Annotated in this window: 19 protein-coding genes; 7 read left to right on the top strand and 12 right to left on the bottom strand. The window is 74.3% G+C overall.

Features of this window, described 5'->3' with window-relative positions:
- Window positions 1–77 precede the first annotated feature (77 nt).
- The gene (locus AB0Q99_RS01725) at window positions 78–863 is read right to left on the bottom strand and encodes a hypothetical protein (RefSeq protein ID WP_363567379.1); all 786 of its coding nucleotides are present in this window, start codon (window positions 861–863) and stop codon (window positions 78–80) included.
- 128 nt (window positions 864–991) lie between these two features.
- Window positions 992–1,633 (bottom strand): hypothetical protein, encoded by a 642-nt coding sequence (locus tag AB0Q99_RS01730; RefSeq protein WP_363567380.1) that lies wholly within the window; start codon window positions 1,631–1,633, stop codon window positions 992–994.
- Window positions 1,634–2,071: 438 nt separating this feature from the next.
- On the opposite strand from AB0Q99_RS01730, the gene AB0Q99_RS01735 reads away from it, so the two are divergent.
- Window positions 2,072–3,838 carry a penicillin-binding transpeptidase domain-containing protein gene (locus tag AB0Q99_RS01735; RefSeq protein ID WP_363567382.1) on the top strand — a complete coding sequence of 589 codons (1,767 nt, stop codon included), beginning with the start codon at window positions 2,072–2,074 and terminating at the stop codon, window positions 3,836–3,838.
- A gap of 124 nt (window positions 3,839–3,962) precedes the next feature.
- On the opposite strand, the gene AB0Q99_RS01740 is transcribed toward AB0Q99_RS01735, so the two are convergent.
- Complete coding sequence (locus AB0Q99_RS01740) at window positions 3,963–4,415, bottom strand: nitroreductase family deazaflavin-dependent oxidoreductase (protein WP_363568185.1); 453 nt, start codon at window positions 4,413–4,415, stop codon at window positions 3,963–3,965.
- 291 nt (window positions 4,416–4,706) lie between these two features.
- Between AB0Q99_RS01740 and AB0Q99_RS01745 the strand changes: the two genes are divergently transcribed.
- Entirely contained in the window at window positions 4,707–5,390 is a 684-nt protein-coding gene (locus AB0Q99_RS01745; RefSeq protein WP_363567383.1) for a TetR/AcrR family transcriptional regulator, read from the top strand.
- A 55-nt stretch (window positions 5,391–5,445) separates the two neighbouring features.
- Here AB0Q99_RS01745 and AB0Q99_RS01750 read toward each other — a convergent pair whose 3' ends face one another.
- From AB0Q99_RS01750 to AB0Q99_RS01765, 4 genes are all read right to left on the bottom strand, one after another.
- The gene (locus tag AB0Q99_RS01750) at window positions 5,446–6,729 is read right to left on the bottom strand and encodes a DUF6596 domain-containing protein (protein ID WP_363567385.1); all 1,284 of its coding nucleotides are present in this window, start codon (window positions 6,727–6,729) and stop codon (window positions 5,446–5,448) included.
- Window positions 6,726–7,097 carry a YciI family protein gene (locus AB0Q99_RS01755; protein WP_363567387.1) on the bottom strand — a complete coding sequence of 124 codons (372 nt, stop codon included), beginning with the start codon at window positions 7,095–7,097 and terminating at the stop codon, window positions 6,726–6,728. The genes AB0Q99_RS01750 and AB0Q99_RS01755 overlap by 4 nt, the downstream gene beginning before the upstream one ends.
- 151 nt (window positions 7,098–7,248) lie before the next feature.
- Window positions 7,249–7,515 carry a DUF6210 family protein gene (locus AB0Q99_RS01760; protein WP_363568187.1) on the bottom strand — a complete coding sequence of 89 codons (267 nt, stop codon included), beginning with the start codon at window positions 7,513–7,515 and terminating at the stop codon, window positions 7,249–7,251.
- Entirely contained in the window at window positions 7,512–8,735 is a 1,224-nt protein-coding gene (locus tag AB0Q99_RS01765; RefSeq protein WP_363567388.1) for an FAD-dependent monooxygenase, read from the bottom strand. The genes AB0Q99_RS01760 and AB0Q99_RS01765 overlap by 4 nt, the downstream gene beginning before the upstream one ends.
- A gap of 528 nt (window positions 8,736–9,263) precedes the next feature.
- Here AB0Q99_RS01765 and AB0Q99_RS01770 point away from each other — a divergent pair.
- Both AB0Q99_RS01770 and AB0Q99_RS01775 read left to right on the top strand, forming a co-directional pair.
- On the top strand, window positions 9,264–9,989 hold the full coding sequence (locus AB0Q99_RS01770; protein ID WP_363567390.1) for a DUF2625 family protein: 726 nt from the start codon (window positions 9,264–9,266) through the stop codon (window positions 9,987–9,989).
- A 68-nt stretch (window positions 9,990–10,057) separates the two neighbouring features.
- Window positions 10,058–10,627, top strand: coding sequence for a hypothetical protein (locus AB0Q99_RS01775; RefSeq protein ID WP_363567392.1), 570 nt, complete (start codon window positions 10,058–10,060; stop codon window positions 10,625–10,627).
- 101 nt (window positions 10,628–10,728) lie between these two features.
- Here the strand turns inward: AB0Q99_RS01775 and AB0Q99_RS01780 are convergent, their stop codons facing one another.
- The 3 genes from AB0Q99_RS01780 to AB0Q99_RS01790 form a co-directional block, all read right to left on the bottom strand.
- Complete coding sequence (locus AB0Q99_RS01780; RefSeq protein ID WP_363567393.1) at window positions 10,729–11,859, bottom strand: nucleotide disphospho-sugar-binding domain-containing protein; 1,131 nt, start codon at window positions 11,857–11,859, stop codon at window positions 10,729–10,731.
- A 28-nt stretch (window positions 11,860–11,887) separates the two neighbouring features.
- The gene (locus AB0Q99_RS01785) at window positions 11,888–13,279 is read right to left on the bottom strand and encodes an ATP-grasp domain-containing protein (RefSeq protein WP_363567395.1); all 1,392 of its coding nucleotides are present in this window, start codon (window positions 13,277–13,279) and stop codon (window positions 11,888–11,890) included.
- A 91-nt stretch (window positions 13,280–13,370) separates the two neighbouring features.
- A complete protein-coding gene (locus AB0Q99_RS01790) occupies window positions 13,371–15,407 on the bottom strand; it encodes a PEP/pyruvate-binding domain-containing protein (protein ID WP_363567396.1) in 2,037 nt (678 codons plus the stop codon).
- Between the two features lie 476 nt (window positions 15,408–15,883).
- Between AB0Q99_RS01790 and AB0Q99_RS01795 the strand changes: the two genes are divergently transcribed.
- The 3 genes from AB0Q99_RS01795 to AB0Q99_RS01805 all read left to right on the top strand — a co-directional run bounded on the left by AB0Q99_RS01795 (window position 15,884) and on the right by AB0Q99_RS01805 (window position 18,747).
- Window positions 15,884–16,687 carry a glycerophosphodiester phosphodiesterase gene (locus AB0Q99_RS01795; protein ID WP_363567398.1) on the top strand — a complete coding sequence of 268 codons (804 nt, stop codon included), beginning with the start codon at window positions 15,884–15,886 and terminating at the stop codon, window positions 16,685–16,687.
- A gap of 107 nt (window positions 16,688–16,794) precedes the next feature.
- Window positions 16,795–18,108, top strand: coding sequence for an MFS transporter (locus AB0Q99_RS01800; protein WP_363568189.1), 1,314 nt, complete (start codon window positions 16,795–16,797; stop codon window positions 18,106–18,108).
- A gap of 183 nt (window positions 18,109–18,291) precedes the next feature.
- Entirely contained in the window at window positions 18,292–18,747 is a 456-nt protein-coding gene (locus tag AB0Q99_RS01805; protein ID WP_363567400.1) for an NUDIX hydrolase, read from the top strand.
- A gap of 61 nt (window positions 18,748–18,808) precedes the next feature.
- On the opposite strand, the gene AB0Q99_RS01810 is transcribed toward AB0Q99_RS01805, so the two are convergent.
- Both AB0Q99_RS01810 and AB0Q99_RS01815 read right to left on the bottom strand, forming a co-directional pair.
- Entirely contained in the window at window positions 18,809–19,174 is a 366-nt protein-coding gene (locus AB0Q99_RS01810; protein WP_363567402.1) for a hypothetical protein, read from the bottom strand.
- Window positions 19,175–19,450: 276 nt separating this feature from the next.
- Window positions 19,451–19,801: a hypothetical protein gene (locus AB0Q99_RS01815; protein WP_363567404.1), complete on the bottom strand. Its 351-nt coding sequence runs from the start codon at window positions 19,799–19,801 to the stop codon at window positions 19,451–19,453.
- Between the last annotated feature and the right edge of the window lie 2 nt (window positions 19,802–19,803).

The following is a 19,803-nucleotide window of genomic DNA, read 5'->3' on the forward strand; positions in this document are numbered from 1 at the left end:
GGCCGCGGCGCAGCCGTGCGCAGCCGTGCGCAGCCGTGCGCAGCCGTGCAGGCGGGTGCGGGTGGGGGCAGGACCGGTCAGCCGGCGTGGAAGGCCACCCGGACGTCGGCGTCGACCGGGAGGACCAGGACGTTCCCGGTGTCCCAGGTCCAGCGCCGCGGGATCAGGAACATCCGGTTGCCGGACTGCGCCAGCAGCCGCAGGCCCTCGTAGCGGTACCGGAAGTGCGCCCCGGCCGCCGCCTCCGGCAGCGGTGCCTCCCGCACCCCGGGCCAGCCCAGCGAGAGCCGCTCCGAGGTGTCGAGCAGGACGGCCGGCCTCAGGTGGAGGTTGTGGGAGAGCTGTTCGGCGTCGGCCTGCCCCTTCTCCTGGGCGTAGCTGCCGACCGCCCAGTACGCACACAGGGCGACGATCGCCGTCGTGACGCCCAGCGCCGCCCGCTCTCCCGCCACGGGGAACGTCGCACCGCTGCCCCGCACGTACAGCAGCCGCGCCAGGAGGGCGAGCAGCAGTGCGCCACCGATCAGCACCGGGGCACCCATCGGGCCGGCGTCGATCGCCTCGAACCCCGCCAGCATGCCGAGTACCAGCAGCGCGGCCGCCGGCAGGACGGCGGCGAGGCACATCCCGCGCAGCGCCCGGGCACCTCCGGTACCGCGGCGGGCGGCACCGGCCACGAGCGGGAACGCCAGGGCCGCCACCAGGAGCCCGCTGAGCACCACCCCGGCGGGCAGGTAGAGGGCCGAGGAGCTGCGCAGGAGCAGCTCCTGGGTGGAGAAACCGATCGTCTCGGCGTCGATGCCGAAGTAGCCGTAGAAGGCGTCGGTGTAGGCGTAGCCGAAGAAGAGGAGCAGCGCGGTCACGAAGGTGGTCGGGGCGATCCAGCCGGCGAGCTTGGCGATCCAGCCGCTCCACGGACTCGCGGCAGGCCGCTCCCCGGCGTCGGACGGCCGCTCCCCCTCCTCGGCGGGCCGTTCCTCCCCGGCAGGGCTCAGGGGGTGCTCCCGCTCTCGGTACCGGTCCCCCCGCCGCCTCCGTACGGGGTCTCGCCTCCGCCGGCGCTCGTCGGTCCGTGGCTCGGACCGGTGCCAGACGTGCTCTCGCCCGGAGAGGCCGTGCCCGTGGCCGGAGAGACCGTACCCTCGACGGCTCCCCTGGCCTGGAGGTCCCGGCTCTCCGTGCCGATGGTCACCGTGTAGCAGACCGGTCGACTCGACGCGCTCGACGTCGGGAGGGTGAACTCCGCCGGCTCGCTGCCGCTGTCGGTCACCGACACCGTGGCCTGACTCGGGGTGGCGAGCCGGGCGTTCTCCGTGCAGTCGCTGACGTTGCTGATGGTGGCCTCGGTCGGGGTGTGCGAGGAACTCTTCAGCACGACGACGGCCTTCGTGCCGGAGCCGTGTGCGATGGCGGACACCGAGCCGGCGTTCTGGAACCCGCCCTCGATCGCGCGCGCCTTGGTCCGCTGCTCCTCGGTCTGCGGGCTGTTGCTCTGCCCGCTGTCGACCGGAGCGTTGCCGGAATCGCCGCCACCGCCTCCGCAGGCCGACAGCGTCGGCAGGAACAGGACGGCGGCCAGCCGTCGGGCCGCTCGGCCGGTGCTACCGCCTCCGGTGTGCCGGGTCCCGGGCATGCGTTCTCCCATCCGCGCAGCGAGCGGGGCCGGTCGGCCCCGCCGCACAGTACCCGTTCGCACACGTCGGACCGCTCCACCGCGCGGGCCACGGCCCGGGCCGCCACCCGACCGGCGCAGCCGACGATCCGTCAGGCGCTCGGGTCCGCCCACCCGGAGCCCCCGGGGCGGGCGGAACTCCGCTGGTCGATGGGCGAGTTGTCTCCCCACACCGAGCCGTGCGGCCGGAGGGTCCGATGCCCGCGGTCCGGCACCGGTCCTCCCGCTATCGACCGATCGCCCGCCTCCGCATAGGCTGGTCCGCGCCCGAACGGATCACCGACCGGCCGGACGGGCAGCGGCGGGCCGGGATGCCGGAGGGGGCAGGTCCGCGCGACACGGAACACCGAGCGGCAGCGGAACACCGAAGTGCCGTGAAGGACACAGGGGGACGAGGACATGCGCGAGGACCGGGAGCCCGACGGGTACGCCGGATACACCGAACTCGACGGGAACCACGTCGAGTTCGAGGACGAGGAGGAAGCGCCGCGCCGGCCGGGCGCGCGGCGGGCCGTGCTGGTGGCGGTGGGCGGGGTGTTCGCCGCACTGCTGGCCGTCGGCGGGTACGGCGCCTACACCATCATGAACGCCGTCTCGAACGGCACCAGTTCCTCGGGCACCGGCGGCGGCCAGGGGTCCGACACCGCGACGAAGGCTCCGCAGGAGCCGCCGACCGCCCAGCAGGCCGAGTCGGTGGCGAAGGACTTCCTGGCGGCCTGGGGCCGCGGGGACGTGGCCGCCGCCTCCGCCCTCACGGACCGGCCGGAGACGGCGCGCGCGGCGCTGACCGCCTTCCACGAGAACGTCCCGGCGCGCTCGCTCGCGCTGACCGGCACGGGGCCGGCGGCGGGCGCGGCGGCAACGGGCCCGGCGGCGACCGGCGCGGCGAGCGGGCCGACCCTCGGCTTCCGGGTGAAGGCCGAGTTCGAGGGCGCGACCGGCGCCTGGGAGTACGACAGCGCGCTCAGCGTGGTCCGGGCCGAGGACGGCCGGGCGGTCGTGCACTGGGCGCCGACCGTGATCCACCCGCAGCTCGGCCCGGGCCGGACGATCGCCGTGAAGGCGCTGCCGGACCCGGTGTCGAAGCCGGCCGACCGCAACGGCAAGCCGCTCGACGGCTTCCCCTCGCTGAGCGCCGTCCTGCCGCAGATCGCGCCCGCCGACGGCGCGACCGTCGTCACCGGGCGGGCCGTGGTGGTCTCGGGCGGCTCCGGGAAGGAGTCCGAGCAGCTGTTCGTGCTGACCCCGCCGAGCGCGCCGCAGGTCAAGCTCACGCTGGACGCCGACCTCCAGCAGGTCGCCGAGGACGCGGTCAAGCAGCAGTCGGCGGGCGGCAAGCCCGCCTCGCTGGTGGCCATCCAGCCGAGCACCGGCCGGATCCTCGCGATGGCCTACTCGCCGAGCGGCTTCAACCGCGCGGTCGCGGGCGGCCAGCCGCCCGGCTCCACGATGAAGGTGATCACCTCCGCCGCCCTGCTCGAGGCCGGGGTGACGCCGGACAGCGCGGCGCCGTGCAAGGACACCACCTACTCACCGCGTCCCTGGCACAACGACGACCGTGGCGACTTCCCCGGGTACACGCTCACCGACGACTTCACCCACTCCTGCAACACCGGCTTCATCGACAAGGGCCTGGAGAAGCTGCAGCCGGGCACGCTCACCAAGGTGGCCCGCGAGCAGTTCGGCCTCGGTCTGGAGTGGCACATCGGCATCCCGAGCCGGGACGCCACCATCCCGCTGCCGGGCACCAAGGACGATGCCGCCGCCGAGTACATCGGCCAGGGCCGGATCCAGGTCAACTCGCTGCTGATGGCCTCGGTCGCCGCCACCGTACAGAGCGGAACGTTCCGTCAGCCCGTCCTGCGGGAGGACGCCAAGCGCGTGACGGCGCCCGGGCAACTGCCCGCCGACGTCGCCCGGGACCTGCGCGCGATGATGGCCAAGACCGCGACCGAGGGCACCGCCCGCGCCCCGATGTCCGGCCTGTCCGGGCAGATCGGCGCCAAGACCGGCACCGTCGAGGCCGGCGGCCAGGCCACCAACAGCTGGTTCATCGCCTACCGCGGCGACCTCGCCGTCGCCGCCGAGGTCGAGGGCGGCGGCCACGGCAACAGCGCGGCCGGTGTGGCGGCGGCCCAGGTCCTCACGGCGGGCGGCAAGGGCTGACGCCCGCCCCGCCGCCTGCGGCCCCCGCGCGACCACGGCCGCGCGGGGGCCCACCGCCGAACTGCCGCTCCCGGGAACGCGGGCGGGGCGCCCTACCGTCCGGCCGGCCCCGCTACCGGCACGCTCAGTCGGTCGCCGGTGAACCGGTGAGCCGGAAGACCGGGTACCCGGGGGCGACTCGGAGCAGGTCCTCGGCCGGGGCGTCGGGGCCGATCCCGTCGAAGAAGTAGCCGACCTCCCACTTCCAGCGGCGCAGGTAGGCGCGCAGCACCTCGGGCTTGTCGGCGTCCGGGAGCTCGACGGCGCGGAAGGCCTCGGCGCGGCGCCCGACGCGCAGTTCGCCGGTGCCGGCCGCCCGGAGGTTGCGGACCCACTGGGTGTGGCCGCGCGGGGCGACCAGGTAGCGCTCGCCGTCGTGGGTGAGCAGGTTGACGGGGTTGGTGCGCCACTCGCCGCTCTTGCGGCCGCGCACGGCGAGCACCCGGGAGCCCCAGAGGCTGACACCGGCCCGGGTGAGGGCGGCGACCGCGTCGTTGACCAGCCGGAGGGCGACGGCGCCGAGGCGGGTGGTCGGCATCACCACGCGGGTGGCGGGGCCGGTCGGCTGCTGCTGCTGCCGGTTCGGGTTCTCGTTCCGGGTCATCGGTCTTCCTCGATTCCGTGGGGCCGTGCCTTGTGGGCTGTGGTTCCTGGGCCGTGCTTTGTGGCCGTGGTTCGTGACCGCGGCGACATGCGGTTCGCGACTGCCGATCCCTTTCGAGAGCACTGCTCTCGTTTCGCTGGGTCCAGCATGGCACCGGCGAGCGATCCGGGCAAGAGCACTGCTCTCGTTCGTGTGCACCGCTCCGACATGTGGCAGGCTGTCCCCATGCCAGCGATCCGGACCGCCCGCGAACGGGCCCGCGAGGAACTCACCCGCGAGATCAAGCAGGAAGCGCGCCGCCAGCTCGCCTCCGTCGGCGCCCAGCAGCTGTCGCTCCGGGCCGTCGCCCGCGAGCTGGGCATGGCCTCGTCCGCCCTGTACCGCTACTTCGCCGGCCGGGACGAGCTGCTGACCGCGCTGATCATCGACGCCTACGACGAACTCGGCGACGTCGCCGACCACGCCCTGGCCGGAACGGCGGGGGCCGCCCCCCGCGACCGCTGGTGCGCCCTGTGGACCGCCGCCCGCGACTGGGCCCGCGCCAACCCGCACGAGTTCGCCCTGGTCTACGGCACCCCCGTCCCCGGCTACGCGGCACCCCGGGACACCGTCGAACCGGCCACCCGGCTGCCCCTCGCCCTACTCGCGGTGGTCCGCGACGCCCCCCTGCGGCCCACCCCGCCCGGCCCCGCCCCCCGGGGCGCCCTGCCCGAGCAGCTGGCCGCGCTGGCCGCCGCCCTCGCCCCCGGCCTCCCGCCGCACGTCCTCGCCCGCGCCGTCACCGCCTGGATCCAGCTCGTCGGCCTGATCGGCTTCGAGCTGCACGGCCACCTGGTCGGCTCGATCGACCCGGCGGGCGACCTCTTCGCCTGGACGGCGGAACAGACCGCCGACGCCCTCGGCCTCTGACCCCCACCCGAGGCCACGGCGACGGGCATCGGGCCGGGCCACGACGAAGGGCCGGTCAGGCCGGCCGCACCCGTCCCGCCCGGCCCTCCAGGTACCGCTGCTCGGCGAGGCTCGGGGTGGCCCGGGCGGCCCGGCGGTAGTGCTCGTACGCCCCGGCCCGGTCGCCGCCCTTCTCCAGCAGGTGCGCCCGGACCGACAGCAGCCGGTGGTGCCCGGCCATCCGGGCGTCGCCGTCCAGGGGCGCGAGGAGCGCCAGACCGGCCTGCGGGCCCTCGACCTCGGCCAGCGCGATGGCGCGGTTCAGGGTGACCACCGGATTGGGCGCGATCCGCTCCAGGATCAGGTAGAGGCCGTGCACCTGCCGCCAGTCGGTGTCCCCGGCGGTGGCCGCGTCGGCGTGCGTGGCCGCGATGGCGGCCTGCAGCCGGTACGGCCCGAGCGACGGCCCGGCCAGCGCCGCCTTGACCAGCGCGGTGCCCTCGTCGATCAGCGCGCGGTCCCACGCCGTACGGTCCTGCTCGCCCAGCGGGACCAGGTCGCCTGCGGCCGTCGTCCGGGCGGGCCGGCGGGCGTGGGTCAGCAGCATCAGCGCGAGCAGCCCGGCCACCTCGCCGTCCCCGGGCAGCTGCGCGTACACCGACCGGGTCAGCCGGATCGCCTCGCGCGCGAGGTCGGGCCGGTCCAACTCGCCGCCCGAGGAAGCGGTGTAGCCCTCGTTGAAGATCAGGTAGAGCACGTGCAGGACGACCCGCAGCCGGTCCTCCCGCCCGGCACCCCCGGGCAGGGCGAACGAGCTGCCGGCGGCCCTGATCCGCTGCTTGGCCCGGCTGATCCGGGCCGCCATCGTCGCCTCCGGCACCAGGAACGCGCGGGCGATCTCCGCCGTGGTCAGCCCGCCGACCGCCCGCAGCGTCAGGGCGGTCTGCGAGGCGGCGGTCAACGCCGGGTGGCAGCACAGGAACAGCAGCAGGAGCGTGTCGTCGGTGTCCGGCACCTCCTCCGGCACCACCTCGGCGGCCGCCGTCGCCGACTCCCGCTCGCGCCGCGCCCGGTCGCTGCGCACCTGGTCGACCAGCCGCCGGGACGCGACCGTCACCAGCCAGCCGCGCGGGTTGCCCGGCACCCCCTCGGACGGCCACTGCACGGCGGCGGCGAGCCCGGCCTCCTGCACCGCGTCCTCGCACCCCTCGAACCGGCCGTACTTGCGGACCAGCGTGCCGAGGACCTGCGGCGTGAGCCCACGCAGCAGGTCCTCGACGCCCGGCGCCGTCGGTGGTGCCGGTGACTTCGGTGGTGTCGGTGTCTTCGGTGGTGTCGGCGGTGGTGTCGGTGCGGTCATGCCTCCAAGTTTCCGTCGGAGAACATCACCTGCCGCACCTCGACACCCAGACCCTCGATCCGGGTGTCCGGGATCCGGGCCGCCAGTTCGACCGCCCGGTGCTTGTCCTCGCAGTCGATCAGGTAGAAGCCGCCCAGGTACTCCTTGGCCTCCAGGAACGGCCCGTCGGTCACCACCGGCTGCCCGTTGCGGACGGTCACCACGGCGGCCTGCGACGGGTCGACCAGCGCCTGCGTCAGGATCAGCTCGCCCGACTCCTTCAACTCCTCGATGAACCTGCCGTGCCCGACGCCGATCGCCTCCCTCTCCTCGTCGGTCAGCGCGTCCAGCACGGCCGGGTTGATGTGCAGGCTGATCAGGAACTTCATCTCGTGACTCCCTCGGATGCGCGGGCCCCGACGGGACCACTCCGACCGGTGGTCGGAGCCGGCGGGCCCTTCTCGACGTCCTCCGCCGCAGAATCCCGCACGGACCCGCCCGGAGGTGCCCGACCCGCCCGATCGACCGGATCTGCCGCATCTACCGGATCCATGTCTCCCGCAACGGGCCGTCGGGAGTGACCACCGGGACCCAGGCCTCGGCCGGCTCCGCGAGCCTGGACCCGTCCAGGACGAGCGAGGTCGAGTACGTCTCGTCGTCGCGTCCGGCCCCGTAGATGCCCAAGTCCTCGACGGCGGAGCGCAGTCGGGCCAGCTCGTCGACGTGCCGGACCCGGCCGACGCCGCCACGCGCTGCTCGACCGCCTCGGGCTGCCGGGGGCGGTGTCCCCGGCTGTCGGTCCGTCAGTAGTCGGGCAGGTCGAAGGTGGTGGCGGCGCGGAAGGCCGCCTCCATCTCCGGCCCGGGGGCCGTGCCGTCCATGGTCCCGTCAGTCGCGGTGTCGCCGCCGTAGCGGGCGGCGGTCAGCTCCAGGATGGCCTGGTTGGCCGCCACGTGGTCGCGCAGCCGCCGCTCGTAGGCCGGGTAGGCGGTGCGGTGGTCGCCGTCCGCCGCGTGCAGCTCCCCGGCCAGGACGTAGGCGGCGGTCAGGGCCACGCTGGTGCCCTGGCCGGTGAACGGCGAGCAGCAGTAGCCCGCGTCGCCGAGCAGGACGACGCGGCCGTGGGACCAGCGGTCCATCCGGATCTGGGCGACGACGTCGTAGTGGAAGGCCTCCGTCTCGGCCATCGCCCGGAGGAAGCGCGGCATCTCCCAGCCCAGGTGGGCGCACCGCTCGGCGACCAGCCGGCGCTGCTCGCCACGGTCCCTGGGCAGCATGCGGTCGAGCGGCTCGTCGCTGCGGAAGCCGACGAAGACCCGCAGTTCGGTGTTGTCGCGGACGGTCATCGCCAGGCAGGTCCAGCCCGCGGCGGCCTGGTGGACGACCTCCCAGCGGTCGAGGCCCAGGTGGTTGGGGGCGCTCCAGCCCGCGATGTAGGTGCCGACGGGGTGCAGGTAGTCGGCCTCGGGGCCGAACACCAGGCGGCGGGTGTTCGAGTGCAGGCCGTCGGCGCCCACCACCAGGTCGAAGGACCGCTCGGTGCCGCTGCGGAACCGGACCTGGACGCCGTCCGCGTACTGGACGAGCGTGTCGATCGAGTCGTCGAACCGGTACTCGATGCCGGGCCCGGAGGCCCCCGCGATCAGGTCCGCGAGTTCGTCGCGCAGGATCTCCACGTCGGGGCCGCCGACCGGGCCGCCGGTGGCCGTCCACTCGGTGGAGCGGCTCAGCTCGCGGCCGGCCGCGTCCACCACGGACATCCCGCGCAGACCGGTCCGGCGGGCCCGGACCTCCTCCGACAGCCCCATCCGCTCGACCACCTCCAAGGCGTTGCCGCGGATGTCCACCGCCTGGCCGCCGCCGCGCAGCGCGGGGGCGCGCTCGACGACGGTGACGCGGAAGCCGTAGCGCTCCAGCCAGTAGGCGAGGGCGGTGCCGGCGATCCCTCCGCCGGAGACCAGGACCGAAGTGGTGCGCGCGCTGCCGCCGCTCGGTGCGGTGTTGCTCGACACGGTGTTGCTCGACACGGTGGACCTCCCGTGGGTCGGTGATGCTGCCGTCACCCACCCTGCGGCGGGCCGCCCACAGCACACGAACAGACCGCTCACAGCACCGACAGGCCACCGGCACGGCGCTGTCAACCCGTCGTCGGCCGCAGCCGGAACTCCCGACGAATGGTCACCACCTTCTCCGACCTTCCGCCACATTCGCTTCCCGGAAGGGTCCATGGCCATCCCGCCTGCCCTGAACCCCGGTCGGGATCCAGCCGGGTGGGATGGCGTCGTACGGCTCGGTGTCTCCGGGCCCGGGCGGAGGAGGGGTGGAGGTGGCGACGGCAGCGGTATCCGACCCGGTGCGAGGGGGCCGGCGCCGAGGAGGAACGGTCCCGCTGGTGGGAGCGGGTCATCGCGGTGCGCGACGGCAAACGCCGCCGGAGCGGCACGACCTGGCGTACGCGAGGATGCGCGAGCGCGTCCGGGAGATCGCGGCGGCGGTGATGCCCCGGGTGTGACCCCGACCGGCGCGGCGCCCCGCCGCGGTGCGATCATCCTCGGATGCGCGCGATCGACGAACTGACCGAAGTGGACGATCCGGCGTGGCCGGAGCTGCAGGCGGCGCTCGCGGGAAGTCCCGTGCCCGCCCGGGTGCTGCCCGCCGATCGTGCGGAGGGTCGCCGCTGCCTGCTGCAGTTGCAGGTCACCGCGCGTTCCGTGCTCGGCGCCCTGGTGCTCAACACCGGCGGGCTGGTCCTGGACCACGGCTGGGTGCGCGTCTTCGGCGGCGGCCCGGCCGCGGACGGCGGCCTGCCGAGCCTGGGGCGGGTCAACCGGTTCCCCGCCGCGTTCGACCCCGCCTGGCACCCGGCCACCGGCCTGGTCGTCGGCCACGACGCCGTGGGCGGGGTCTTCACGCTCAACGGTTACGATCCCGCCGCCGCGGGCCGCCCGGGCGTGCCGGGGCAGATGACCTACTTCGCCCCCGACACGCTGGAGTGGGAGGCCCTGGACATGGGCCACTCCGCATGGGTGTCCTGGCTCCTCTCGAGCGGCCCGGAGGCGCTCTACGCCGGACTGCGCTGGCCCGGTTGGCGCGCCGAGGCCGCGGAACTCGCCCTCTCGCAGGGCATCACGGTCTACCCGTTCCTGTGGTCCGAGGAGGCGCAGGCGGACCCGTCAGCCACCACCCGGCGGGCCGTGCCGATGCGCGAAGTCCTCGGGATCGCGGCCGAGTTCGCGGGCCGACTGGGGCCGGGCGACCCCGGTTTCCTCGGCGCGGTGTAGGGCGGCCCCGGCATCGGATGGCGTAGTACTTCTCGCGCCGCCCCTGGGGGCTGCGAAGACTGACGAACGTGTCCTCCACCGTGAACGCCGGAACCTCCCGCGACGAGCGGGTCCTTGTCGACGCGCTGCGGGCGAGGGCCGCGCGCGGCAGGCTGACCGCCGAGGCCGTGGTCCTCGCCCAGGGGCGGTTCCAGACCCCGTCCCCCTGGCCGACCGGCATGCCCCGCCGGGGCAACGGCGGCGCCAGCTTCCCCAACGCCTGGCGCATCGCCCGTAGATCGCCCGACCTGGCGTACGTCGAGGGCTACGTGATCGAGGCCGACGGCACCGTCACCCACCACGCCTGGTGCACCGATGGCCACGGCCACGCCCTCGACCCGACCTGGCCGGATGGACGCGCCCGCGCCTACGCGGGCATCGGGATGGCCCTGCCGTGGGTCGCCGCCGTCCAGCGGCGCACCTGCAGCCGGACCCGGTTCCCCGGCGTGCTGGACACCGCGGTCCAGCACGCCCGGGACGCCGACCGGGTGCTGACGTACGGAGTCCCGGCGGAGGCGCTGCTCCCGCTCGGCCGCGACCTGTCGGCCGGGGCGCCGCCCCGCCCGTCGGGGGCCCGGCTGCCCGACCTGGTCGCCTGAACCGGGGCCGCTGCCCACGCCCGCGCCCGCGCCCGCGCCCGCGCCCGCGCCCAGGACGACGGCGCGGCGGACGGCGTTCCCCAGCACCCCGCCGACCGGCCTCAGCCCGCGAGCCCCACGAGCTTCTCCGCCACCGCGGCCGGGCCCGGCATCGCCGCGATCTCGGCGCTGACCTCACGGGCCGTCCGGGCCAGGGCGGCATCGGTGAGCAGACGGTCCAGCAGTGCCGGGCCGATCTCCTCGGCGCCCGCGCTGAGGCCGGCGCCGCGGTCGCGGACCGCCTCGGCGTTGATGAAGCGGTCGGAGCCGTCGGGCAGGGCGAGTTGCGGGATGCCCGCGTCGAGGGCGGCGAGCGCGGTGCCGCTGCCGCCGTGGTGGATCGCGGCGGTGCTGGTGCCCAGCAGGGCGCGCCAGGGCACCCAGCCGTACGCGCGGACGTTGTCCGGCAGGGTGCCGAGCGTGCCGAGGTCGAGTTCGCCGGTGGCCAGGACGAAGTCGGCGTCGACCTCGGCGGCGGCCGCGATCACCCGTTCGATCCTGGTCAGGCCGTCGGTCTTGGGCGGTACGGTCCCCAGCGTGACCGCGACCCGCGGGCGGTCGGCGGGTGCGGCCAGCGGCTCGGGGAGGGCGCCTTCGCCGTTGTAGGCGACGGGCCGCAGCGCGCAACCGTACCGCTGGGCCCCGGCCATGCTCGGCGGGGCGAGGTCGACGGTGGCGGCCGGTTCGGGCAGCGGGTCGATGCCGTGCCGGGCGAAGGTGTCCGCCATCTCCGCGAGCATCAGCGCGCGCAGCCCGGGGGTGCGGACGAATCCCAGGTCGTGCTGGACGGCGGGCGCGCCCAGGGTGCCCGCCGCGAGGAGGGCGACCGGGAACAGGTACTCGTACACCACCAGGTCGGGCCGCCACCGCGCGGCGAGGTCGACGGCCGCGTCGGCCACCGCGCTGTTGACCCGGGCGGCCAGCGGGACGAAGGCCTCGCGGTCGGCCGCGTTGGTCCCGACGACCCGCCGCATCAGGTCGGGCCGCCCGGTGCGGCCGGCCTCCCGGATCTCCCGGCGCCAGTCGACGCCCGGGGCGAGCGGCAGGTAGGGCAGGCCGGACGCGGCGACCGGCTCGCCGCCGTCCATCGAGGCCACCGCGACCTCGTGGCCGAGTTCGCGCATCGCCCTGGCCAGCGGGACCAGCGGGAAGAGGTGGCCGACGCCGGGTGCGCCGGCGAACAGTACTCGCATCGGATTCCTCAGCAGGTGACGGACCGGATCAGCCGGCGGCGCGGTCGTCGGCCGGACCGGTGGCGTGCTCGGCGGCACGGTGCAGGGCGGCTTCCAGGCCGTTCAGCACCGCGTTGCAGTCGCGCCGCAGGGTGTCGGCGTCGACGGCGCCGAGCAGGTAGACCCCCAGCCAGTTGCGCGAGCCCGCGGAGGGGTCGAAGGCGGGCACCGGCTCGCCGGTCGGCATCGCGAAGCCGGGGACGGCCTCGATGGTGCTGCCCGGGGACAGCAGGCCCGGCCAGTCCACGGCCTGCGGGTTCCAGACCGGCCGGGTGCGCCAGGGCACGCCGAACGCGTCGGCCGGGACGACGGCCACCGAGGCGGCGGCCCGGACCCCGTCGGTGAGCATGGCCTCGGGGTAGTCGACCCGCTCGCCCAACAACTGCCGGACCAGCATCCCGATCGGGTCGAGCCCGAACACCTCGTGGACCTGCCGGGTCGTCAGCAGTCCGCCGAAGCGGGCCGCGGTCTCGATGACCACCAGCTCGCCGTCCTTCATCAGCTTGAGCTCGGTGTGGGTGCCGCAGTTCTCCAGCCCGAGCGCGTCGACGGCCTGCCGCGCGACCTCCTCGATCCGGCGCTGCAGCGGCACCGCCATGACGGAGGGCGAGGTGCTGGCCACCTCGACGAAGGACGGCACGGTCGGCAGCTTGGCGGTGATGGCCAGCGGACGGTGGACGCCGTCCGCGACGATCCCCTCCACGCTCACGTAGTCGCCGTAGCCGGGCTCCTCGTACCAGCCCTCGGTGGACCCCTGGACGATCTCCTCGACCAGCCGGTCCCGGTCGGTGTCCGGGGCGTAGAGCTCGTTCATGCCGACCCGGCCGCCCGCCCGGAGACCGCGCTCGATCTCGCCCCACGCCGGGGCGGCGTCCGCCGCGGAGTGGAGCACGATCTGCGCGACCGAACCGGCGCCCCAGGCCGGCTTGAGCAGCAGCGGTGGCGTGAACTCGGCCAGCGCGGCTTCCAGGTCCGCGAGGCTGTCGACCCGGCGGAACCCGGGGATCGGCACCCCGGCGGCCGCCCAGGCCTCCCGCATCAGCCGCTTGTCGCGGGCGCGGACGATCCCCTCGCCCGGGCCGGCCAGGCCGAGCCGGCGCGCGGCGTGCGCGACGGCCAGCACCGCGAACTCCGAGAGCGTCAGCACCGCGTCGGCCCCGACGGACCTCGCGTGCGCCACGATCAGCTCGACCAGGGCGTCGCCGCGCGGCGCCTCGGGGACCAGCTCGATGCTGCTGCAGCTGGGCCGCCACAGCTCCTCGGCGGTGGTGGGCAGCGGCGCCAGCGCGAGGACGTGCAGTTCCCCGCAGTCGGCGATGCGGGGGAAGGCGTATTCGAGCGGGGCTCCGCCCTTGACGTAGACGTACAGGATCCGTTTCACGGTGCTCTCTCCTGAGGGAAGTTCACTGGGCCCGGGGCACGGTCGGCCCCGGGCGCGCTCGGCGGCCCGGCGTCGTCGCGCCAGGGAGGTGTCAGCCGGCGGTGCGGAAGGGACGCAGCTGCAAGAGGTCGATCCGGTCGCCCTCGATCGCCCACTCGATGTCGACCGGGGCCGCGGAGGACTCGTCGGGCGAGAAGTGCGCCTGCAGCAGCCGGCTGATCAGGGCGAGGCGGCCGACGAGTTCCTTGGTCGGCCCGTCCAGGTCGGTGCCGGTGCTGCCCAGCGAGATCGTGCGGCTGCCGCCCTCCATGGTGTTGCAGAGGTACTGGAGCGGGGCTCCCTCGCCGGTGACCACCTCGGTCACCGAGCGCGGCGAGATGTTGAGGTAGACGCTGCGGAAGTCCTGCGGGCTCAGCGGGTTGCAGGTGACCAGGACGCCGCCGACGGTGGCGCCGACCTGCTCCTGGACGACGACGCCCATGCGGCAGCGGTCCAGCGGGATGCCCGCCTGGTGCCGCAGCCGTACGGCGCGCGGCGACAGCAGCGAGGCCCACACCTCGCGGACCGCGTCGGCGACCGCGTCCGTTCCGCTGACGTCCGCCACCGACTCGTACAGTCCGGCGGCGGAGAAGCCGGACAGGTCCTCGGCGTTCGAGGAACTGCGGACGACCAGGACGGGCGCGCCGTACAGGTGCCGGTCGAGCGCCCGGTCGAGCTCGGTGCGGACCGGGTCGGGCAGCGGGGTGGCGCGGATCAGCCGCTGCGCGTCGAGGCAGAGCCCGCCGACGTCCGGAGTCCCGTCCCGGAGCGCGGAGTCGAGCCGGTCGAGGGCACCCCGCAGTTCCGCGGAGGAGTCCAGGAAGCGCTGCTGGAGGGAGAAGGGCAGCACGATCCCGCGCGGTACCTGGGCGTGCTCCTTCACCAGGCGCTGCGCGGCGCGGTCCAGCTCGGCCTCGTCCGCGTCGTCCGGGAGGCCGAGCTGCCGGGCGAGGTAGCGCAGCAGGTTGTCCCGGGGCGGCCGCGGGACGCGGTAGAAGCCGAGCCAGTGCGGGGAGCCGTGCTGCAGCAGGTGGGTGAGTTCGCCGAGGTTGGCGGCCTTGGTGCCGAAGCGGACGTGGTCGCCCGCGCGCAGGTCGGTCAGCGGGGTGACGGGGGTGGGCGCGAGGTCGGGCCGGTCCACGGTGACCCGTTCGGCCCGCGGTGCCGGCGTCGGCCGGTCACCGTCCTCGCGCGGCGGCGCGGCGGCGAGGTGGAGGTCGGTGCCGTCGGCGTCGACCCGGTAGTGGACCCACCGGCCGGCCAGTCCGGCCCGCTCGATCCGGTCGGCCGCCCCCACGCCGACGGCGTTGGGGATCCGCCACCCGGCGGCCATCACGTTGATGTGGGAGAGCGGGGTGGTGTGCTCGGTGTGGATGATGCCGGACACCCGGGGGACGTCCTCGGGCACCCGGGGCATCACGACGATGTCGTGCCACTCCAGCGGCTCCGGGTCGGCCCGGTACTCCGCCTCCGAGCGGAACACCCGCAGCCGCCCGTGGGCCCGGCCGGGGTTCAGCGGCACGAACGAGGCCGTGGAGTAGAGCTCGTGGGACAGGACGCGCGGTATCTCGCTCTCCGGGATCCCCGCGACGTAGGCCTCCTGCCGGTGGTTGGCCGGCTTGAGGAGCAGCGGCAGCGCCGGGTCGATCCGGTCGCGCACCCGGTGGTAGAAGAAGCGCAGCATGTCCTGGGACATGGTGTCGACGTCGACGGTCTCCAGGGACAGGAAGGTGTCGGCCGCCCGGCCGTGGTCCGTTTCCGCCGCCAAACCGCCCCGGGTGTGCAGGGCGAGGGTGCCGAGAAGGAAACGGCGATCGGGATTCCGGTAGACATCGTCATTGAACGAATCAAGCCCGGCGGCGAGTTCGTCGATCGACATGCCGAGTATCTCGCACGCGATGTAGCGGACGTGGAGCATGCCGTCCGCACTGTCGATGAAGTGGAGCACCGACTCGGCGCGGTCGAGCACGATTTTCACGTAGGGGTAGCCGCCGACGGTGCCGGCCAGCCGGGAGAACTCCTGGGTGGTGAGTTTCTCGCCGGGGAAGCGGGGCCGCGTGGTCGCTTCGTTGCGATCCGAACGGGTCATGCGCACAGTTCAGCCATTCGTCATCGTGTACACGATCGGTGTGCACCAGGTCAGAAGGTGGTACGACTACCCACACATTGCCATCGAATCCGGACCCCTGACGAACAGTCAGTTGACATCAAGCCATTGCGCGGCGATTCGGCCATGAATACGGCTGTCACCGAATGCCTGGCGGAAAATCGGGATGTGGCAGAGGTCACAGGAAAGAGGCGCACGATCGATCGGGGTGCGCGAAATATCCCTGAAATGTTGATTCCTACACGACCGTCGACCCGGAGGGTCGAAGTCCGGCCCGCCCCGCCCCGACCGCGAGCCCCTTCGCCCGCCGCCTGCCGCCCGCCGACACCAGACGGCACCCGACCCCCGACGGCACCCATTACTGCTTGACAGAGTGCGTAATACTGTAACGCGCGCGCTCCGGGACGGCGGCGGGTCGGACGGCGCGGCCTCCTCCTCCCTGCAGCTCGGAGCACCACATGCACGCCTTCCTCGACCATCCGGGGCCGCTGGCCTTCGCGCACCGGGGCGGCGACCTCGGGCACCCCGAGAACTCGCTGGCCGCGTTCGAGGCCGCCGTCGCGCTCGGGTACCGCTACCTGGAGACGGACGTGCACGCGACCCGGGACGGCGTGCTGGTGGCGTTCCACGACTCCCGGCTCGACCGGGTCACCGACCGCGCCGGAGCGGTGGCGGAGCTGCCCTGGGAGAGCGTCAGGCGGGCCCGGATCGGCGGCACCGAGCCGGTGCCGCTGCTGGAGGACCTGCTCGGCGCGTTCCCGGAGGCCCGCTTCAACATCGACGTCAAGGCGGCACCGGCCGTCGCCCCGCTGGTCGAGGCCGTCCGCCGGACCGGCGCCTGGGACCGGGTCTGCGTCGGCGGCTTCTCCGACAGCCGGCTGGCCGCCGTCCGCGCCGCCGCCGGCCCCCGGCTGGCCACCTCCCTCGGCCCGCGCGAGGTGGCCCGGCTGCGGCTGCGCTCGCTGGCCGGGCCGCTGCTGCGGGGGCGCGGGGCGCCGTTCGCCGGGGTGTGCGCGCAGGTGCCGGAGCGGCACCGGGGCGTGCGGGTGGTCGACCGGGCCTTCGTCCGGGCCGCCCACCGCCTCGGCCTGCAGGTCCACGTCTGGACTGTGGATGATCCCACACGGATCGGGGCTCTCCTCGACCTCGGTGTGGATGGCATCATGGCCGATCGCATCGATGTCCTCCGGGACGTCCTCGGCGAGCGCGGCTGCTGGACGGACGGCAGTACCGGCTCCAGCACGGTGATGGGGACCCCATGAGCACCACGAACTCCGCGACGCACCTGCCGGACGATCCACCGGCCGGCCCGGCCGTCGACCCCGGCGTCGACCCGGCGACCGCCGCCGACGGCCGGGCGCTGCGCCGGATGCAGTTCGGCTGGTACATCAACGACTGGGCCAACGCCGCCTTCTCCGCCACCGTCCTGACGGTGTTCCTCGGGCCGTACCTGACCACGGTGGCCAAGAACGCCGCCGACGCGGCCGGGGACGTGCACCCGCTCGGCCTGTCGATCCGCGCCGGATCGTTCTTCCCGTACACGGTCTCCTTCTCCGTGCTGATCTCGGTCGCGGTGATGCTGCTGACCGGCACGGTCGCCGACCGCACCGGGCGGCACAAGGAACTGATGTGCGGCTTCGCGTACGTCGGCGCGCTCGCCACGATGGGGATGTTCCTCCTCGACGGCGACCGCTACCTGCTCGGCGGGGCGCTGTTGGTGGTCGCCAACATCGCGTACGCGGTGTCGGTCGCGCTGTCCTACGCCTACCTGCCGGGCCTGGCCGCACCCGACGAGCGGGACGCCGTCTCCTCCAAGGGCTGGGCCTACGGCTACGCGGGCGGCGGGCTGCTGCTGATCGCCAACCTGGCGCTGTTCGAGGGCCACGACGCGCTCGGCGTCTCCTCCGGCACGGCGGTGCGGATCTGCCTGGCCTCGGCCGGGCTGTGGTGGGCGCTGTTCACCATCGTCCCGCTGCTGTGGCTGCCCTCCCGGGCCGGAGCGGCGCCCGAGCGGGCCGCGGCCAACGCCGACCGGCCCACCGCCGGGAGCCTGCGCGAACTCGGCCGCACCCTGAAGAGCATGCGCAAGCACCCGCTGACGCTGCTCTACCTCGCCGCCTTCCTCTGCTACAACGACGGCATCCAGACCGTCGTCTCCCAGGCCTCGCTCTACGGCAGCGAGGAGCTCGGCATGGAACAGACCTCCCTGGTCACCGCCGTCCTCCTGGTCCAGGTGGTGGCGATCGGCGGCGCCCTGCTGCTCGGCCGGATAGCCCGGCGGTACGGCGCCAAGCGGACCATCCTGGGCTCGCTGGTCGGCTGGGTGGTCACCCTCGCCCTCGGGTACTTCATGCCCGCCCACCAGCCGCTCTGGTTCTACGCGCTGGCCTGCATGATCGGCCTGGTGCTCGGCGGCAGCCAGGCGCTCTCGCGCTCGCTGTTCTCCCACCTCATCCCGCCGGGCCGGGAGGCCGAGTACTTCAGCCTCTACAAGGTCAGCGACCGCGGCACCAGCTGGATGGGCCCGCTGGTGTTCGGCCTCGCCTACCAGCTCACCGGGAGCTACCGCTCGGCGATCATCTCGCTGCTGGTGTTCTTCGTCATCGGCTTCGCGGTGCTCGTGAAGGTACCGCTCCGCCGCGCCATCGAGGCGGTCGGCAACCCGGTGCCCGAGCGGCTCTGACGGCCTCCGGCCATCCGGTCATCCGGTCATCCGGTCATCCGGTCCTTCGGCTCTCCGGAGGGCCGGATTTCCGTTTTCCGGTCAGGAGAGCCGAAGGGCCCGGGACCGCCCGTTGCACCCTGCGGCGAGGTGGGTACGGCACCACTGGAAACGACCCGACGACCCGACGGAAGGCAGTACACCGTGATCGACCACAACCTCCTGACCCGACAGGCACTCGCCCTGGGGTTCGAGCGGCTGACCGGCGGCGTGGTCGTCCTGGACACCTCCGGGCGGGTGCTGATGCTGCGCCGCCGCGAGGACGACGCGCTCCCGGGGCTCTGGGACTACCCGGCCGGCGGCCTGGAACCCGGGGAGGACGCCCGGGCGGGGGCGCTCCGCGAGCTGTTCGAGGAGACCGGCATCACGGCCGCCCCCGAGGACGTCGAGTACCTGCGGACCCTCGACTTCACCGACGCCGAGCACCGCAGGTGCCGCCAGTTCGTCTTCACCACCACCGTGCCCGACGACACCCCGGTGGCCCTCACCGAGCACGACCGCTTCGTGTGGGCCGACCTCGCCGACCCGCCGCCGACCAGCGCCGGCTACCGCGACGTCCTCGGCTTCGTGCACCGGCACCGGGCGTTGCGGGCCTGGTAGCCGGCACCCGGGTGGGAGAGGCGGGCCGGGCCCGGGCCCGGCGCGGCCCACCTGCCCGCGGTCAGCAGCCGATGTAGCGCATCGTGACGCTGGTGAAGTGCGCCCCCGAGGGCGCGTGGAGGGTGATGGCGCGGGACTTCCCCTTGCCGCCCGCCCAATCGCTGTCCACGTAGCCCCCGCTGGACAGGTTGCCGCGCACGAACGGACAGCGGCCGTCGGCCTTGGTGTCGTGCACCGTCCCGACGACCTTGGTGTTGTCGTTGCACCACTTCCCGTTCGCATAGCCCTCGGCGGAGCTGATGCTCCAGTTCTGGGTGCAGGAGTCGGCGGCCGGGGCGGCATGGGCGCCCACGGCCGGGAACAGCGGGACGGCGAGGGCCAGGGCGGCGACGGCGGCTCCGGGCACGGCGAGGCGGCGCAGGGACATGGCGGTACCTCCAGGCAGGATGCGGGACGAACGACCGGGCCGGGAGCGGCATCCGGACGCACTGCACGAACGACGCGCCACCCGCCCCGACGGTCCACCGAGCCTGACGTACCCGAACGACCGCCGTCAACGAAGCCACCCACCACCCGCCCCCGCACGCCGCCCCGACCGCCCCGGAACGGCCCCCACGCCCCACCGGCCCGCCCCGCACCGACGGGACCGCACCAGCGAGTCGAACGCCCGGACGAGACGGGGCCGGGAGTTTGGCTCCCTCGCCTACCCGGCGGGGGCCGACGGGTCGTCCGGGGTCTCGGCGGTGGGTTCGGCGCCGGTCCAGCCCTGGTTGGCATCGACGGTGGCGAGGGGGGCGACGGAGGTCGGGCCGGCGGTGCCGAAGGCGGCACAGACCGGGTCGGCGGTGTCGATGGTGACGAGAGGGTCGCGCAGGCCGGTGTCGAGCTCGGTGAAGAGCAGGAGGGTGCCGCCGGCGGCCTGGGCCGGGGCACCGGACTGGACGGTCACCGGCCGCTGCCAGCACCAGACACCCCAGACCAGGGTGACCGCGGTCTCGCCTCGATGTACACCACCAACGGCTGCGGCGGCTACCTGGGCGAGATCCTGCAGCACTG

It is taken from the genome of Kitasatospora sp. NPDC086791, from assembly GCF_040685975.1.
GTDB lineage: Bacteria > Actinomycetota > Actinomycetes > Streptomycetales > Streptomycetaceae > Kitasatospora.